The sequence below is a fragment of the Marinobacter sp. BW6 genome, assembly GCF_008107725.1.
In the GTDB taxonomy this organism is placed as follows: Bacteria; Pseudomonadota; Gammaproteobacteria; order Pseudomonadales; family Oleiphilaceae; genus Marinobacter.
The window spans coordinates 417,660-433,214 of record NZ_VIRN01000037.1 but is presented as its reverse complement, the minus strand read 5'-3'; the positions used below and the strand labels follow the sequence as shown (position 1 = coordinate 433,214).

Here is a 15,555-nt window from a genome sequence, read left to right as displayed (position 1 = left end):
TTTTTGTTTAAAGCTTGGCACTCTGCAACGCCTGTATCCGGTCTTCCAGCGGCGGATGGGTCATGAACAATGCGCTCAGGCCGCCTCGGGCCCCGCGGTTAATGCCAAAGGCCTGAAGGCTATCGGGCATCTGATCCGGCACCTCGCTTTCCTGCTTCAGCCTTGCCAACGCACTGATCATGGCTGACCGACCCGCCAGTTGAGCACCGGCGATATCCGCCCGAAATTCCCGGCGGCGTGAGAACCAGAACACAATAGTGCTGGCGAGTATACCCAGGACAATTTCGGCAACAATGCTGACGGCGAAAAAGCCGAGCCCATGCCCGCTTTCATTCTTGAATATCACCCGGTCGACAAAGGAGCCGATCACCCGGGACGCGAAGATAACGAAGGTGTTCACTACGCCCTGAATCAACGCCAGTGTCACCATGTCACCATTGGCAACATGGCCGATCTCATGGCCCAGGACCGCCCGGATCTCATCCTTGTTAAACCGATGCAAAAGGCCTTCGCTGACGGCTACCAGTGCGTCGTTTTTGTTCCAGCCCGTTGCGAAGGCATTGGATTGAGACGCGGGGAAAATGGCAACTTCCGGCATGCCGATACCGGCGTTGTTGGCCAACTCCGCCACAGTATCCACCAGCCAGCGTTCGGCAGGTGTTCGCGGGGAATCAATGATCCTGGCCTTGGTGCTCCACTTGGCCATTCGCTTGGATATCAGCAGTGACACGATGGCGCCGGCGAATCCGAAGACCGCAGCGAAAGCCAGCAAAGAGCCATACTGAATACCATTCTGGGCGAGGTAGCTGTCCACGCCTAGCAGTCGGAGTGTAAAGCTGGCGACAAGGATTACAGCAAGGTTGGTTGCCAGAAACAGCAGAATACGCATGTTGGTTCCTTGATTAGTTCGTCACAGAAGATAAAGACGTCATTCAGACCCTTATATGTGGCCGCGGTTCAATCAATCAACGAGTTTACATTGATTTAATCATTGCCGGGGTCAGTAAAAAAGGTTGCTTGCATGATCTGGCTGATTCTGGCGGAGTTGCCGCTGCGCAGGGTCTTGCGGATCAGGTGGATATGGGTGGAGAGGTCTTCCTGAACCGAGGGGGGCAAGTTACTGGCGGCACTTTGCTCGGGGATTCCGAATTCGCTGGTCAACGCCTGTGGCGCCGGCGCGCTCAGACGGATAAATGCGTCTCTGGTCAGTACAGCCTGGTCCAGTGCTTCCTGGCGAATAGTGTCGACGTACCTGAGCAGGCCTTCCTCCGAAAGCCAGAGCAGGGCACCAAAGCAGGCCATATGTCGCTTGCTGTGGAGACCGAACTCGTCCGGCTCATCCGGACCGGCAATGTCCTCGACAAACAGGTTTATCCGACGCGGGAAAGCGCCATATAGCTGCACCAGTGCAATGGCTGCATCCTTGTAGAATTCCTCAACATGAATATCCGCCATGGTTTTCCCCGTTATTGCTGGTATTTGCCAAGGAAATTTCCGAGTCGGCCCATGGCGTCCTCCAGGGTGTCTTCCCGTGGCAGGAACACCACTCTCAGGTGCTGCTTGTCATCAATGTTAAACGCCGATCCCTGTACCAGCAGGATTTTTTCCTGCAGCAGGAGGTCAAGAACCAGCTTTTCATCATTCACGATGGGGAAGTGCTTCGGATCCAGCTTCGGGAACAGATACAGCGCGCCCTGAGGTTTAACGCAGCTTACTCCCGGAATGTCGTTGAGCATTCGCCAGGCGGTTTCCCGCTGCTCATATAGCCGCCCGCCCGGCGCCACGAGATCATTGATGGACTGGTAGCCCCCCAACGCTGTCTGAATGGCCAGCTGGGCCGGAACATTTGCACACAACCGCATGTTGGAGAGCATATCAATGCCCTCAATCAGATCCTTGGCTCGATGCTTGGCACCACTGACAATCATCCAGCCCGAACGGTAACCCGCCGCCCGATAGTTCTTGGACAGGCCGTTATAGGTGAAGAAAAGCACATCGTCGGCCAGTGAGGCGGTGGAAATGTGCTGGGTACCGTCATAGAGGATCTTGTCGTAGATCTCGTCGGACAGGATGATCAGGTTGTGCTTCCGGGCCAGTTCGATGACCTGTTCAAGAAGCTCTTTAGAATAGACAGCGCCGGTCGGGTTATTGGGGTTGATCAGAACAATGGCGCGGGTCCGCCGGGTAATTTTTTTCCGGATGTCGTCGATATCCGGAAACCAGTCCTGCTGCTCGTCGCAGCGATAGTGCACTGGCTTGCCGCTGGACAAAGTAACGGCAGCGGTCCACAGGGGGTAGTCCGGGGCCGGTATTAGAACTTCGTCACCGGTGTTCAACATCGCCTGCATGGTCATGACAATCAGCTCGCTGACGCCATTACCCAGGAAGATGTCGTCAATATCGACTTTGTCGATGCCCCGTTGCTGGCAATAATGCATGACCGCCTTGCGGGCGGAGAACAGCCCCTTTGATTCTACATAGCCCTGGGCCTGGTGCATGTTGTAGATCACGTCCTGCTGGATTTCTTCCGGGACATCCAGCTCGAAGGCGGCCGGGTTGCCGATGTTGAGCTTGAGCACCCGATGACCCTCTTCTTCGAGTCGACGTGCTTCCCGCAGAACTACGCCACGGATTTCATAACACACGTTATCCAGCTTGGCGGATTTGTAGTAGTTCTGCATAAGACCCGGACGTCCTTCTTTTGAGATCGAAAAATGGCACCTGCCAACACGACAGGCCTTTATTCTAGCGGAGCGAGGGCCGGCGGCAACAGGGGAATTATGATGAATTGTGTCGTGTTAAGGCAGATTTAGCTCACAAACCTGAACCGGTTTTTAAAAATGATCCCCGGCGAGCCTGTGTTGCCATGGTTTTTTGGTCTGTGTTGTGAACAATGGGGGGATGCGAAGAACGCAAAACATCAAACGGAGAACCTTATGGCTGGCGAGACGGTCTACGATTTCACGGTACGGGATATCAAAGGTAACGAGAAAAGCATGGGAGAGTATCAGGGCAAAGTGCTGCTGATCGTGAACACCGCCAGCAAATGCGGTTTCACGCCACAGTTCGAGGGCTTACAGTCCCTTCACAACGAACTGGGCGACAAGGGCTTTGAGGTTCTGGGCTTTCCCTGTAATCAGTTCCTGAATCAGGATCCGGGCGACGAGGATGCGATCAGCCAGTTCTGCAGCCTGAACTATGGTGTCGACTTCCCCATGTTCTCCAAGATTGACGTCAATGGCGATGGCGCTCACCCCCTGTTCCGCTTTCTCAAGCACGAAGCTAAGGGCCTTATGGGATCTGAAAAGGTGAAGTGGAATTTCACCAAATTTCTGGTCGGGCCCGATGGCAAGGTTGTTCGTCGCTACCCGCCAACCACAAAACCGGAAGATATCCGGGCCGATATCGAGAAACTGCTACCGGCCTGAACCCTCCGTTGAGGCAGAGGGACGCCAGCGCTCAATCACTGCCCGGAGCTCATCCCGTTTGTATGGCTTGGTTATGTAGTCATTCATGCCCGAGGCGAGGCAGTCTTCGCGATCGCCCTGCATCACATTGGCGGTAACAGCAATGATTGGCAGGTCTTTCCATTGCGGGTTCTGGCGAATTCTCTGTGTCGCCTCATAGCCATCCATGACCGGCATCTGGCAATCCATCAGCACCAGATCGTAGTGGTTGTGTTCCAGAGCCTTTATGGCCTTAAGGCCGTTTTCAGCGTGCTCCGTCCGGTGCCCCAGTTTTTTCAGCAGGCTGCTAGCCACCAGCTGGTTCACCTGATTGTCCTCAACCAGAAGGATCATCAGGGACGATTCACTATCGGTTTGTTCCGCCTGTTCAAAGGCCGGAGCGCGCTGATTGTCGATAGTGACCAGGCCTGCGGCCAGGCCAAGGCAGCGGAGCAATTCATCCCTTCGCAATGGCAGCGACAGGACCTGATGTTGCCCCTTTGCAGGCGGCAGGGTCCCGGTGCAGTCGGCAAGAATAACGCCGGCGCCAGGCCAATCGGCGGCAAATGCAAGGGTTTCTTCATCCTCGGCGCTGGCCAGCGCAAGCAGGATACCGTCCGGGTGTCTGCTGGCACCGCGGATCGGAATGCCCCATTTTCGAAGTTGAGCCTCGATGGTAGAACGGTGCGGGTTGTCCGATGGCATGGCCATGGCAACTCCGACCTCCTTGAGTCGGGAATCCACCCGGGGCAGATCGTGGTCCCCGTTGGCTTCATGAACCGGCAACGGCAGGGTAACGGTAAAATGGGTGCCGCTGCCCTCCCGGGAGTCCACCAGGATATTGCCGTGCATTCGTTCCACCAGTTGACGGCAGAGTGTCAGGCCCAGACCGGTACCACCGTATCGCCGCGTGGTGTCTACGTCAGCCTGTGAAAAAGGCGAGAAAATCCGGTGCAGGCCTTCGTTGGACATGCCGATCCCGGTGTCGACTACGTCGATTCTCAAACTCCCCCCGGAATAGGCTGCCCGAATCTTCACGCTACCCTCGTCGGTGAACTTTATGGCATTACTCAGAAGGTTGTTGAGCACCTGACGCACCCGTGTCGGGTCACCAAGAAAGTTTTCGGGCAGCTCGGGATCGATTTCGGTCACTAGATGGATATGTTTCCGGCGTGCCTGCTGGGCGTGGAGTGTCGCGCATTCCTCAATCAGGTACCGGACGCTGAACGGGATGTTCTCCAGGCTGAGTTTGCCGGCCTCTACTTTTGAGATGTCCAGTATGTCGTTGAGCAGCCCGAGCAGGCTCTCGCCGGCGTTGAGGGCGATTTCCATCCGGTTGCGTTGGGCCGGGTCCAGTTCGCCCTCCAGGGCCAGACCAAGCATCCCGAGAACGCCATTGAGCGGAGTGCGGATTTCATGGCTCATGCTTGCCAGGAAGTTGGCCCTTGCGCGTGCCCGGCGAACCGCATCTTCCTTGGCTTTCACCAGGGCGCGGTTACCGCGCTGGAGAGCGTCGTTCTTTTCGGAGATTTCCCGGGTGCGGTCTGCCACTTCCTGTTCAAGCTGGGTGGAGTAGTTCTTCATGGTACTCTCGGCATGCCGGAGTTGTGCCAGGCTCGAGTCAATGGTCTCAAGGTGCTGATTGATAATGCCAACCATGGTCCCGATCTCGTCTTCCCGATGGTTTGCCGGGATCGGAAGCCTGACTTTCTCGGGAGAGCTGGCTCGCACCTGGCTCAAGGCGCTGATCACGTTGAGCATGGGGCGGGTAAGCACAAAATAGAAGATGGTCAGCAATGCCCCAGAGAGGATCAGGCTCTTTAGAAGCCCGCTGATCAGCGTATAGCCGGCCCTCTGGAGAAACAGCGCGCCGTAGTGATAGGTGTCGATGGTGACGGTCAGATGCCCTAGTGGCAGATCCTCAAGCTGCGGAACCCGCAGTTCCTGCCGGAATACCCGGTCGGAGCCGAACAGCAGATCACTGACCCATCGGTAGGGAGACACCGGGCTGCTCTTGCTTGCGGCCGCCATGGTCTCGTCGTCGTTGTCGGTGATCCGAGCATCGATGGTGGCAGGATGGCGGAGCAGGCCATCGAGTAATTCCTCTGCCAGCCGGACATCAATGTTGTAGGCAATCTGGGAAGCGGGGCTGTTGCTGATATCGATCAGCGCGTGGATTTCTTTCTCCATGGACTCCTTCGCGCTGAAATAGTCCAGGGTGATCTGGACAACATTCAGCACCAGCCCGAGGGCCATGGCAACCAGTACCGTGTCTCGGGTCAGTCGATAGGAAAGTCGTTGTTTGAAGCCCTTGCTCACGGGTTTGCACTGTCCCTGTTGGCGGGCCTGCAATGGCGACCCGTTTTGTGCCTTCAGTCGTCGTAATCGGCCTTTTTCTTCCACTCGTCGTCGTGGAGGAAAGTATCCCACTCCCGATCCAGTTTGGATTCTCCCGGCGGGGTTTCCTGGCCCTCTACGCTCAACGCCTCCAGTTCCTTGATGCGGGTTCGGAAGCTCTTAACTGCTTTCATGGCAAGGGGATTGTCGCGGGATTTACCCATCTCGGTACTGGCCAGATGATAGGCGTGGATGGCCTTTCGGATCTGGTTCTGACGCACGTAGTCCCGGGCCTGGAATACGTGCAGGTCAGCGTGGGTCTTGTGGACCAGGAATAGCACATACTTGAGGTTTTTCTTGGCAGTGGCCCCGTCAATCCGGCCGCTCTTGTGCATGGCTTCGATCATCTTGAACAGATTCTGAAGCAATTCTTTGACGTAATTGGATTTTTCGGCGGAATCAATCTTGACCGGCGTGGTGGTGTCCCGCTTTTCGATGATCTGTGTTTTCAGTTCGGCGGCGGAGTTCTGCCACTCTTTGACCGGCAGGTTGGACTTCAGGCCGGCAAGCTCCGCACAGGCTTCTTCCATGCGTTTGATCAAGAGCAGTTTCAGATCGGCCGTCAGATATTGGCCGGGAATTTCGGTCAGCAGACGATTGGCTCTGTTATAGGCGTCTTCCTGGGCCGTAATCTTGCGTGCCCGTTCAATACGGGCGCGCTCGCGCATCTGGCTGAGCACAATAATGACAATCGAGACGGTAACGATGGCCGCCAGCAGAAGGACGATCGTAGTGGTATCCATTTTGTCAGTAACGACTCCGGCTTCAGGATCAAATGATGGCGGGTTTATAAGCCAGCCTCAAATTACCGATATTATTCAGCAAGTATCCGAAAGACTAGCAGAAATACCGCCCCAGATCCGTTTTCAAATGTGAAAGTTCGTATTGCGGATTGATTACGTGAATCTTTGGTATCATGTATATTGTTTTTGTGAATGAGCCTGGCTTTTCCCGCTTTTCTGTCGTTCCGGAGTTTTTGTGGATATTTCCCGTGTTGATCTCAACCTGCTCGTCTACCTGGATGTCTTGTTGCGCGAGCGGAATGTTACCAAGGCCGCCAACCACCTGGGTATCACCCAGCCAGCCATGAGCAATGGCCTGAAGCGATTGCGCGACCTGTTCAGTGATCCGCTGCTGGTGCGAACCAGTGAGGGTATGACGGCCACAGAGCGCGCCCGGGAACTGCAACCGCTGGTACGGGGAATCCTGTCGGACATTGAACAGGCAGTGCAGGATAAGACACCGTTTTCGGCACTGGAAAGCCAGCGCGTGTTCCGGATCATGGCCAGTGACTATGCCGAATCCTGTCTTATGCCCCGGGTTCTGAGGCGGATTCGCCAGGAAGCACCCCACGTCACTCTGGACGTGCTCACCCCCAGCGATGTCAGCTTTCTGGATGTCGAGCAGGGGCGGCTCGACATGGCCATCAACCGGTTCGACAAGATCCCCCAGTCTTTCCATCAGAAGACCCTCTGGACCGAATATTTTGCCTGCCTGATGAACGCCCGGAATCCGGTACTGAAAGAGCCCTTCACCCTGGATACCTACCTGGACGCCAGTCACATCTGGGTCAGCAAGACCGGGTTTGGCGTTGGCGTAGGTGTGAACCCGAAGGACGTCCAGCGTCTGGGTTGGGTGGACGAGGCGCTCTCGAGAATGGGCCGTAAGCGCCAGATTTCCGTCTTCACCCGGCACTATCAGGTGGCCATGCTGCTGGCCGAGCAGCACGATCTGATTGCCACTCTGCCATCCCGGGCAGCCTGGCTGCAGAAAGACAATCCGAACCTGGTGGTTAAAGTGCCGCCGTTCGAGATTCCGCCGTTCGAGTTGAAAATGGCCTGGAGCCCGCTGTTGCAGCATAATGCGGATCACCAATGGCTGCGCAAACTGATTGCCGAGGTGGCCACCGAGGTAGACACCGAGTTTGCTCCGTTCGGGGCCAGGTTCGAAGCGCCGGACGCGCCCCAGGCCCATCACTCAGAGCGGTAGTTCCCGGAGCTCCAGGGAAGGGCGTGCAGCATCCCACATGCGCTGGAAATTTTCAGAGAGCAGCTTCACCCGGCCACCGTCCGAGAACTTGGCAAAACCTTCGGGCTTGTAGAAATCATGCCGGTACACCACGCCTTCTCGGTCCGCGATGATGAACGGCTGGTCCTCAACCGGATAGTCGTCATTGACCAGCCGAAGCTCCATACGGCTTGGCAGCCGGCGCATGAGCTCGACCAGCGTGTGGCGACGTTTCACCAGAGGCTTGTCATCGTGGATCAGCAGTCTGACCTCACTGAGCCTGTGCCGGCGGGCAAGGGCGGAGATCAGCTCCCGGAAACGATGCCGGTCATAGAGGTCATGTTCGAGCAGGCGGTCATACAGCCAGATGCGCTGGCCGGCCTGGCCAACCACCGAATCCATCAGCTCCAGAAGTCTGGCTTCGGTATCAAACAGCCAGGAGTCCGTGTCGCAGCCCAGAATCATCGGCTGGTCCTTGGCCCCGGGGCTCTCGGCGGCAAGATCCGGTGCCAGGCAGCGCATGTCAAAGTGGGGAATGCCAGCGTCGTCATAAACGCCCGAACAGATGTGGAAGCCTGAACGCTGGTAAAAGGGGATGGCGTGCTCCTGGGCAGATAGCCTGAGCTCGGAAAACCGGTCGGCGGATTCTGCAATCAGGTGTCTAAGCAATGCTTCCCCGATACCCTGCCCACGGTACTGAGGCAAAATCGCCATGCGACCGATATGGCCGGTTTCTTCCAGGGTCGAAAACAGCCGGGCTACCCCGACGGGAGTGTTGTTTGGTAGCACTGCGAGGTAGTGGTCGGCAATCTCGTCGGTTTCATCCCACTCCAACTCCGGCGGGACTTTCTGTTCCTCAATAAACACCTGCTGGCGAATATCCCGGATGGATGCCGGAGCCAGTTGCCAGCTGTATTTGCGAAACCGAATTCTCATAATGCCTATTCGAAGTAAACAGAACCCTGATTGTAGAGCGTGGTCAGAAGCCCAAGCAACGCCTCATCTTCAGCAAATCGGGCCAGGGCAGCCATGTCTACACGGGCAGCAGAGCAGAGTAACGGAGCGACAGGCCGGGCGTCGCCCTTGAGCAGGAACTGCTCACCATCAACAAACAGGGCGGTTTCACTGGCAAAGTCGTAGTAGGCGAAGCGGGAGCCTTCGTTCCAGCGTAACTGCTCACCCGCATGAATCGCTTCGGCAACATCCTCGGTGGACGCAGGCTCCTCGGCCGGAACAACAATGTCCATGCTCTTGGGGGCGGTCGAGAACTGGCCAAACCAGAGGGCCAGTTGCCGGCGGTCTCCAAGCTTTTCCCGGATAACATTCTCCAGGCGGTCAACCACATCGGGCTGAATCGTGCCGGGGTTGTCCTGAACCTGGAGATCCGGATCGTTCAGGTGATCCGCCGCGTCGGACTGGCTGCACAGGAAATCGGTAAAACCGGTAAGAATGTCGTCCATGGTGGGCGCCCGGAACCCAACCGACAGCGTGATACAGTCATCCTCGGCCACTCCGTGGTGGCCGATGCCCGGCGGCAGGTAAAGCATGTCACCGGGCGCCAGGGTAACGGTTTCTTCGCCATCCCAGCTGCTCAGGATCCGCAAAGGGGTGCCCTCAACCCGGGGCGAGCTATGGTCGCAATGACCGCCAAATGTCCACCGGCGGTGGCCCTGGGCCTGAAGCAGAAATACGTCGTACTGATCGTAGTGGGGACCGACACTGCCGCCTTTCGGGGCGAAGCTGGCCATGATGTCATCCAGGCGCCAGTTGGGAATGAATCGGAAATGCTCCAGAAGATCGGCAATATCCGGCACCCAGTGGTCGAGCCCCTGAACCAGCAGCGTCCAGTCCTGCTCGGGCAGGCTGCTGAACCGGTCCGGAGAGAAGGGACCATTGTGCAGCTGCCACGGCTTGCCATCGTCATTTTCCATGACAATGCGCGACTCAACACCTTCCTCGCAGGCCAGGCCCGCCAGTTCATCGGCGCTGACCGGGCACTCGAAGTCCGGGAACGCCTGGCGGATAACCAGCGGCTTTTTCTGCCAGTAATCCCGCAGAAATTCAGAGGGTGTCAGTCCGCCAAGCATGTCCATGGGTGTACTCCCGGTTTCAGATGTTTTGTGCCTGATCGACGGCGTTACCGATGTAACGGCCCGGAGTCAGTGCCATTAGTTCTGCCTTGGCCTGCTCCGGAATGTCGAGGCTCTCCACGAAATTCTTGATCACTTCCGGGGTCATTGCCTTGCCGCGGGTCAAAGCCTTGAGCTTTTCATAGGGCTTTTCAATGTTGTAACGGCGCATCACGGTCTGGATCGGCTCGGCAAGCACTTCCCAGGCATGGTCCAGGTCTTCATCCAGCCGAGCCGGATTGATTTCCAGTTTGCCCAGGCCTTTGAGGGAGGCTTCGTAGGCAATCAGGCTGTGGGCAAAACCAACACCCAGGTTTCGCAGTACGGTGGAGTCGGTCAGATCCCGCTGCCAGCGCGAAATGGGCAGTTTGGCGGAGAGGTGGCTGAACAGCGCATTGGCGATGCCCAGATTACCTTCGGAGTTCTCGAAATCAATGGGGTTGACCTTGTGGGGCATGGTTGAGGAACCCACTTCGCCTTCCACCGTTTTCTGCTTGAAGTAGCCGAGAGAGATATAGCCCCAGATGTCACGGTCCAGATCGATCAGGATCGTGTTGAAGCGGGCGACGGCGTCGTAGAGCTCGGCAATGTAATCGTGTGGTTCGATCTGGGTGGTGTAAGGGTTCCAGTCGAGGCCAAGGCTCTCGATGAACTCGCGGGCATTCAGGGCCCAGTCTATTTCCGGGTAGGCGGACAGGTGGGCATTGTAGTTACCCACGGCGCCATTGATCTTGCCCAACAGCTCGGTTTCCCGGATCTGCTTCACCTGGCGGCGAAGGCGGTGAACCACGTTCGCAAGCTCCTTGCCCACCGTGGTCGGGGAGGCGGTCTGGCCATGGGTGCGAGACAGCATCGGCTGTTCGGCATGGTCGTGAGCCAGCTGGGCCAGCTTGTCGACAACCCGGTCCATGGCCGGCAGCAGGCCGTGATCCAGACCTTCCCGGAGCATCAGGCCGTGAGACAGGTTGTTGATGTCTTCGGACGTGCAGGCAAAGTGAACAAATTCCGTGACGGCGTGCAGTTCCGGGACGCCGGCAATTTTCTCCTTGATGAAATACTCGACCGCTTTCACATCGTGGTTGGTGGTGCGCTCGATGTCCTTGATGCGCTCGGCGTCTTCCAGGCTGAATTGACTGACCAGGTCGTCCAGAACCCGATTGGCTTCGGCGGAAAATGCGGGGACCTCGGTCACTCCGGGATGAGCAGCCAGCTTCTGCAGCCAGCGGATCTCGACGGTTACCCGGTTCCTGATCAGGCCATATTCACTGAAAATTTCACGGAAGACGCTGACCTTGCTGCCATAGCGTCCATCGACCGGGGAAATGGCGGTCAGGGCGGTGAGTTCCATCGAAAACCTCTCAAGTCATCAAAGATTCGGATCAAAAGAAAATAAGGGGTGCTAATCATACACCACCGGAGACACTGAATCAGCGCTGTTAGTGGTACAGGGAGCGATTGGCTTCCTCGGCCAGCTCACCGGCAAGCCCGATAACTTTTTTCCGGGCAAAGATCAGCTGCCACCGGCGGCCGCCGGTCTGGCGCCAGAGCACGGCGGAGCGGATGCCCGCGAGCAGCAGGGCGCGCACTTTTGCAGCATTCTCCTCCTGCTGCAGTACCGAGGGGTTGCCGCTGACCTGGATACGCAGCCGAAAGGTGCTGATGGTGTCGGCATAGACCGATGCCAGATTGCTGATCAGGTTGGGATGGGTATATCCGAAGTGGCTTGCGGTATGCCTGGCCTGATCAATACGGCTACCAATCACATCCAGCATGTCAGAGCGGCGATTCAGTTTGGATTCGAGCTGGACCAGATTGAGGGCATAGCGCAATACTTCGATGTCCTGCTGCCGGGACTGCTGGCTGAGCACCGAGGACAGGGTGACGAGGCCTTCGCGGATATCGCGAAGCTCACCACCGTAGACGTCCAGGGTGTTTTCCGGGTTGGTGGCAAACAGGGAGCGGATGGACGTTTCCAGGCTGGCCTCGTTGCACTGGCCGTTGTGGGCAATCTGCTGGACCAGGTTGGCGGCCTGAAAAACTCCGGCCAGGGCCAGGGTCTGATCCTTGAGGGAGCGGCTCATGCGGTTGCTTCCTGGGGCCGGGTTCCGGTCAGACGGGCTGGCAAGGGTTCGCCGTCACGCCAGGTTTCTTCAATGACGCCGCCCCCGAGACACACATCGCCATCGTAGAAAACGACAGATTGTCCAGGGGTGACAGCTCGCTGAGAGTCGTCAAAGTCTACGCGGACGCCGCCTTCGATCACGACAACCTCGCAATCCTGATCCGGCTGGCGATAACGGGTTTTGGCCTTGCAGCGGAACTTCCCCGCAGGTGGCGCGTCGGCGACCCAGTCGATCGGTCCTGATACCAGTCCCCGCGAAAAGAGCAAGGGGTGGTGCTTGCCCTGAACCGCGATAAGGACATTTCGACTGAGATCTTTCTCTGCCACGTACCAGGGATCGTCCCCGAATTCACTGAGGCCGCCAATGCCCAGGCCCTGTCGCTGGCCAATGGTGTGATACATCAGCCCCTGATGACGGCCAATTTTCTGGCCATCAGGTGTTTCGATATCGCCGGGCTGGGCCGGAAGGTATTGCTTCAGGAAATCTCTGAACTTGCGCTCGCCAATAAAGCAGATACCGGTGGAGTCTTTTTTGTCGTGGGTGACGAAACCCTGCTGCTCGGCAATGCGGCGCACCTCCGGTTTCTCGAGCTCGCCTACCGGGAACAGCGTCCGCGCGATGCGGTCGCCTGAGACCGCATGCAGGAAGTAGCTCTGATCCTTATTGGGATCGAGGCCCTTGAGGAGCTGGGCCTTGCCCGGGGCGTCGGCAATCGGACGCTGGCGGGCATAGTGGCCGGTGGCGATAAAATCCGCGCCAAGCGTAATGGCATAGTCCAGGAAAGCCCGGAATTTCACTTCCTTGTTACACAGGATGTCCGGATTCGGGGTGCGACCGGCCTGGTATTCGGAGAGGAAGTGCTCAAATACCCGGTCCCAGTATTCGGCCGCGAAGCTGGCGGTGTGCAACTTGATGCCGATGGCTTCGGCCACGGCCTCGGCGTCGGCAAGGTCAGTCATGGCGGTACAGTATTCGGTGCCGTCGTCCTCATCCCAGTTCTTCATGAACAGGCCTTCAACCTGGTAACCCTGATCCTTGAGCAGCCAGGCGGCCACGGATGAATCCACGCCGCCGGACATGCCGACGATCACGCGAGTGTTGGCTGTGCTGTTTGAAGAGTGAGCTTCGGATGCGTTGGTCATGACAGCTTCGTTACCGGCTAAAAAACCGCAAGTTTATCATCTTTGCGGAGGCGCCGTCTGCGCATCGACAACCACGTCCAGTGGGTATTGCCGACCATTTCGGTAATCTTCTATGCACTGGAGTACAAGCGGGCTGCGCAGTTTGTCGCCTAATCTCCGGATTTCATCGAGGGTCAGCCAGTGGGCGGCAATAATGCCGTCGTCCAACTGTTCGGTGAGCCGGGTGCGAGCGCGGGCGGCATAGCAGAACCGATAGTAGGTGACTCCGTTGGCGGGCGCCTTGTAGGTGTATATACCCAGGAAGTGCAAGGGTTCTATGTCCCAGCCAGTCTCTTCGAGGGCTTCCCGGTGAACGGCGTCCAGAATGGCTTCATCTTCCTCTACGTGGCCTGCGGGCTGGTTGAAAACAACCTTGCCGCCGCTGATTTCCTCAACCATCAGGTAGCGTCCGGCCTCATCTTCAACAATGACTGCCACGGTGGCGTGGGGTGTCCAGGTCATGATTTCCGGTTTCTCCTGGGTCGGGCGCCGGCGGCACTGCGGCGGCGGGGTGATTTTACTGGAGCGGGAAGATTGACGGTAACGGCCCGATAGGCACCTGACTCCAGGCCCTCCAGAGTCCAGTCGCCAATCCGGTACCGGATCAGCCTGAGCGTTGGAAAGCCCACGGCGGCGGTCATTCGTCGGACCTGCCGGTTCTTGCCCTCGGTTATGGTCAGTTCAATCCAACTGGTCGGAATGGTGTCGCGATGGCGCACCGGTGGCACCCTGGGCCAGACTGCCGGGGCGGGTATCCTGGCCGCTTTTGCGGGTCGGGTCAGGCCATCTTTCAGTTGAATTCCCTTGGCCAGATGCGTCAACGCCTCTTCCGGGATGTCCCCTTCTACCTGCACCCAGTAAGTCTTGGGCATCTTGAGGGATGGTGATGCAATCCGGTGTTGCAGGGAGCCTTCGGCGGTAAGCAGGAGCAGACCCTCGGAATCGTAGTCCAGGCGACCGGCGGGATAGATGTTCGGGATCCGCAGGTAGTCTGCCAGGGTAGCTCTCGGTGAATCGCTTCCGGAGGCGCCATCGTCGGTAAACTGGCTCAGAACCTGAAAGGGTTTGTTAAAAAGCACGAGTTCGGCCATGCGCTGCTGCGTTTCCGGAATTCCAATGTGTGTTGGGAGCAGGGTACTGCAAAGAGCCTGGCTGGCAAAGTGAGGCGGGCGAACCGGTTACAGGAACCCTCTTTGTTTACGGCCTTTCAAAAGGCATAAACAAAGAGGGCCCCACCAGCGGAATACCGGTGGGTGTGGTTTTCCGGTACCAGGATCGATCAGGCGTTTACTGCACGGGGCGGATAGCCGTCCCGACCTGACTCCTGCTCCCCTGATTTTCCGGCATGGTCGCTGTCGGATTCGGCCTGCGTCTTGCTGGCCGGTAATTCGTCAGGGACGATGTTGACTGCGTGGATGCCCTTGTCGCTGGGCTTTTTGTCGAAGGTTACGGCCTGGCCGGCTTTTAAGGTCTTGTAGCCGTCCATTTGCACCGAAGAGAAGTGCGCAAACAGGTCGTCACTGCAGCCATCCTCGATGATGAATCCGTACCCTTTGGCATTGTTGAACCACTTGACCTTGCCTCTTGGCATGATGAACTCCCCTGTTCTTTTGCTGTCTCTATTCTTGTTAATTCTCTGTGTGCCTATCGGTGCCGTCGCACAGCCGGTCCGAATCCTGTTACACAAACCTTGCATGGATTTACATTATTTTACATTGCAACTTAACTTTCGACCAATCATGGCGATGAGTCAATAGTTTCTATGCCGGGAATGTGTGGTTGAACGCAGTCTGGAAGCGGTATCATGTTCGTACTGATAAATATCGCATGCCCCGCTTGAAAACCCCGGGGCGGACATCCACATTTAACAGGAGCACCGATAAACCGGTAAGGAATGATGCGGACTATCGAAAATTCTCTACTAGTATTCAATCAGGGGGAGGACGAACAACCGGGGCGACAGGATGACCTCAGCGTTGCTCCCGAGAAGCCTGCTCTCAAGCGCCCGGCGCGGTACAGGGTGGTGCTTCTGAACGATGACTACACGCCCATGGACTTTGTTGTGGATGTGTTGATGAAGTTCTTCGGAATGAACGAGGAAAAGGCGACGCAGGTGATGCTGCTCGTCCATACACAGGGAAAAGCTGTATGCGGGATATATACCCGGGACATCGCGGAAACAAAGGCGGCACAGGTGAACCAGTATTCCTCGGAATGCGAACATCCGCTCCTTTGCGAGATTGAACGTGCGGACTGATAGACGTTGGGGTGG

The 15,555-nt window shown here is 57.2% G+C and carries 16 protein-coding genes; 3 read left to right on the top strand and 13 right to left on the bottom strand.

The features are described 5' to 3' along the window. Positions 1–7 precede the first annotated feature (7 nt). The 3 genes from htpX to FMN52_RS03520 all read right to left on the bottom strand — a co-directional run bounded on the left by htpX (position 8) and on the right by FMN52_RS03520 (position 2,681). Positions 8–889 carry a protease HtpX gene (gene htpX / locus FMN52_RS03530; protein WP_148607322.1) on the bottom strand — a complete coding sequence of 294 codons (882 nt, stop codon included), beginning with the start codon at positions 887–889 and terminating at the stop codon, positions 8–10. Between the two features lie 95 nt (positions 890–984). After that, entirely contained in the window at positions 985–1,455 is a 471-nt protein-coding gene (locus FMN52_RS03525) for a hypothetical protein (RefSeq protein ID WP_148607321.1), read from the bottom strand. A gap of 11 nt (positions 1,456–1,466) precedes the next feature. Further along, complete coding sequence (locus FMN52_RS03520) at positions 1,467–2,681, bottom strand: pyridoxal phosphate-dependent aminotransferase (RefSeq protein ID WP_148607320.1); 1,215 nt, start codon at positions 2,679–2,681, stop codon at positions 1,467–1,469. A 255-nt stretch (positions 2,682–2,936) separates the two neighbouring features. On the opposite strand from FMN52_RS03520, the gene FMN52_RS03515 reads away from it, so the two are divergent. Continuing rightward, complete coding sequence (locus tag FMN52_RS03515) at positions 2,937–3,428, top strand: glutathione peroxidase (protein WP_148607319.1); 492 nt, start codon at positions 2,937–2,939, stop codon at positions 3,426–3,428. Here FMN52_RS03515 and FMN52_RS03510 read toward each other — a convergent pair. Beyond that, a complete protein-coding gene (locus FMN52_RS03510; protein WP_148607318.1) occupies positions 3,417–5,765 on the bottom strand; it encodes an ATP-binding protein in 2,349 nt (782 codons plus the stop codon). The genes FMN52_RS03515 and FMN52_RS03510 overlap by 12 nt on opposite strands. Positions 5,766–5,818: 53 nt before the next feature. Beyond that, positions 5,819–6,586, bottom strand: coding sequence for a hypothetical protein (locus tag FMN52_RS03505; RefSeq protein WP_148607317.1), 768 nt, complete (start codon positions 6,584–6,586; stop codon positions 5,819–5,821). A 235-nt stretch (positions 6,587–6,821) separates the two neighbouring features. Between FMN52_RS03505 and FMN52_RS03500 the strand changes: the two genes are divergently transcribed. Beyond that, a complete protein-coding gene (locus FMN52_RS03500; RefSeq protein WP_039882066.1) occupies positions 6,822–7,832 on the top strand; it encodes a LysR family transcriptional regulator in 1,011 nt (336 codons plus the stop codon). On the opposite strand, the gene FMN52_RS03495 is transcribed toward FMN52_RS03500, so the two are convergent. The 8 genes from FMN52_RS03495 to FMN52_RS20075 form a co-directional block, all read right to left on the bottom strand. Continuing rightward, positions 7,821–8,786 (bottom strand): GNAT family N-acetyltransferase, encoded by a 966-nt coding sequence (locus FMN52_RS03495; RefSeq protein WP_148607316.1) that lies wholly within the window; start codon positions 8,784–8,786, stop codon positions 7,821–7,823. The two genes, FMN52_RS03500 and FMN52_RS03495, sit on opposite strands and share 12 nt — an antisense overlap. A gap of 5 nt (positions 8,787–8,791) precedes the next feature. Next, positions 8,792–9,943, bottom strand: a complete 1,152-nt coding sequence (locus FMN52_RS03490; RefSeq protein ID WP_148607315.1) for a cupin domain-containing protein — start codon at positions 9,941–9,943, stop codon at positions 8,792–8,794. A gap of 16 nt (positions 9,944–9,959) precedes the next feature. After that, the gene (purB, locus tag FMN52_RS03485) at positions 9,960–11,327 is read right to left on the bottom strand and encodes an adenylosuccinate lyase (RefSeq protein WP_148607314.1); all 1,368 of its coding nucleotides are present in this window, start codon (positions 11,325–11,327) and stop codon (positions 9,960–9,962) included. An 88-nt stretch (positions 11,328–11,415) separates the two neighbouring features. Then, positions 11,416–12,060, bottom strand: coding sequence for a high frequency lysogenization protein HflD (hflD, locus tag FMN52_RS03480; protein ID WP_148607313.1), 645 nt, complete (start codon positions 12,058–12,060; stop codon positions 11,416–11,418). Continuing rightward, positions 12,057–13,244 (bottom strand): tRNA 2-thiouridine(34) synthase MnmA, encoded by a 1,188-nt coding sequence (gene mnmA, locus FMN52_RS03475; protein WP_148607312.1) that lies wholly within the window; start codon positions 13,242–13,244, stop codon positions 12,057–12,059. The genes hflD and mnmA overlap by 4 nt, the downstream gene beginning before the upstream one ends. 36 nt (positions 13,245–13,280) lie before the next feature. Beyond that, positions 13,281–13,745 (bottom strand): NUDIX hydrolase, encoded by a 465-nt coding sequence (locus FMN52_RS03470; RefSeq protein WP_148607311.1) that lies wholly within the window; start codon positions 13,743–13,745, stop codon positions 13,281–13,283. Continuing rightward, on the bottom strand, positions 13,742–14,374 hold the full coding sequence (locus FMN52_RS03465; RefSeq protein WP_148607310.1) for a pseudouridine synthase: 633 nt from the start codon (positions 14,372–14,374) through the stop codon (positions 13,742–13,744). Before FMN52_RS03465 ends, FMN52_RS03470 begins: the two co-directional genes overlap by 4 nt. Positions 14,375–14,562: 188 nt before the next feature. After that, positions 14,563–14,874 carry a cold shock domain-containing protein gene (locus FMN52_RS20075; RefSeq protein WP_148607309.1) on the bottom strand — a complete coding sequence of 104 codons (312 nt, stop codon included), beginning with the start codon at positions 14,872–14,874 and terminating at the stop codon, positions 14,563–14,565. 306 nt (positions 14,875–15,180) lie between these two features. Between FMN52_RS20075 and clpS the strand changes: the two genes are divergently transcribed. Continuing rightward, positions 15,181–15,540, top strand: coding sequence for an ATP-dependent Clp protease adapter ClpS (gene clpS / locus FMN52_RS03455; protein ID WP_148607308.1), 360 nt, complete (start codon positions 15,181–15,183; stop codon positions 15,538–15,540). The last annotated feature ends 15 nt before the right edge of the window (positions 15,541–15,555 follow it).

What these genes read in the sequence shown, in the direction of transcription:
- htpX (WP_148607322.1), bottom strand. Translation starts at nt 889, where the DNA reads ATGCGTATTCTGCTGTTTCTGGCAACCAACCTTGCTGTAATCCTTGTC.
- FMN52_RS03525 (WP_148607321.1), bottom strand. Translation starts at nt 1,455, where the DNA reads ATGGCGGATATTCATGTTGAGGAATTCTACAAGGATGCAGCCATTGCA.
- FMN52_RS03520 (WP_148607320.1), bottom strand. Translation starts at nt 2,681, where the DNA reads ATGCAGAACTACTACAAATCCGCCAAGCTGGATAACGTGTGTTATGAA.
- FMN52_RS03515 (WP_148607319.1), top strand. Translation starts at nt 2,937, where the DNA reads ATGGCTGGCGAGACGGTCTACGATTTCACGGTACGGGATATCAAAGGT.
- FMN52_RS03505 (WP_148607317.1), bottom strand. Translation starts at nt 6,586, where the DNA reads ATGGATACCACTACGATCGTCCTTCTGCTGGCGGCCATCGTTACCGTC.
- FMN52_RS03495 (WP_148607316.1), bottom strand. Translation starts at nt 8,786, where the DNA reads ATGAGAATTCGGTTTCGCAAATACAGCTGGCAACTGGCTCCGGCATCC.
- FMN52_RS03490 (WP_148607315.1), bottom strand. Translation starts at nt 9,943, where the DNA reads ATGGACATGCTTGGCGGACTGACACCCTCTGAATTTCTGCGGGATTAC.
- purB (WP_148607314.1), bottom strand. Translation starts at nt 11,327, where the DNA reads ATGGAACTCACCGCCCTGACCGCCATTTCCCCGGTCGATGGACGCTAT.
- hflD (WP_148607313.1), bottom strand. Translation starts at nt 12,060, where the DNA reads ATGAGCCGCTCCCTCAAGGATCAGACCCTGGCCCTGGCCGGAGTTTTT.
- mnmA (WP_148607312.1), bottom strand. Translation starts at nt 13,244, where the DNA reads ATGACCAACGCATCCGAAGCTCACTCTTCAAACAGCACAGCCAACACT.
- FMN52_RS03470 (WP_148607311.1), bottom strand. Translation starts at nt 13,745, where the DNA reads ATGACCTGGACACCCCACGCCACCGTGGCAGTCATTGTTGAAGATGAG.
- FMN52_RS03465 (WP_148607310.1), bottom strand. Translation starts at nt 14,374, where the DNA reads ATGGCCGAACTCGTGCTTTTTAACAAACCCTTTCAGGTTCTGAGCCAG.
- FMN52_RS20075 (WP_148607309.1), bottom strand. Translation starts at nt 14,874, where the DNA reads ATGCCAAGAGGCAAGGTCAAGTGGTTCAACAATGCCAAAGGGTACGGA.
- clpS (WP_148607308.1), top strand. Translation starts at nt 15,181, where the DNA reads ATGCGGACTATCGAAAATTCTCTACTAGTATTCAATCAGGGGGAGGAC.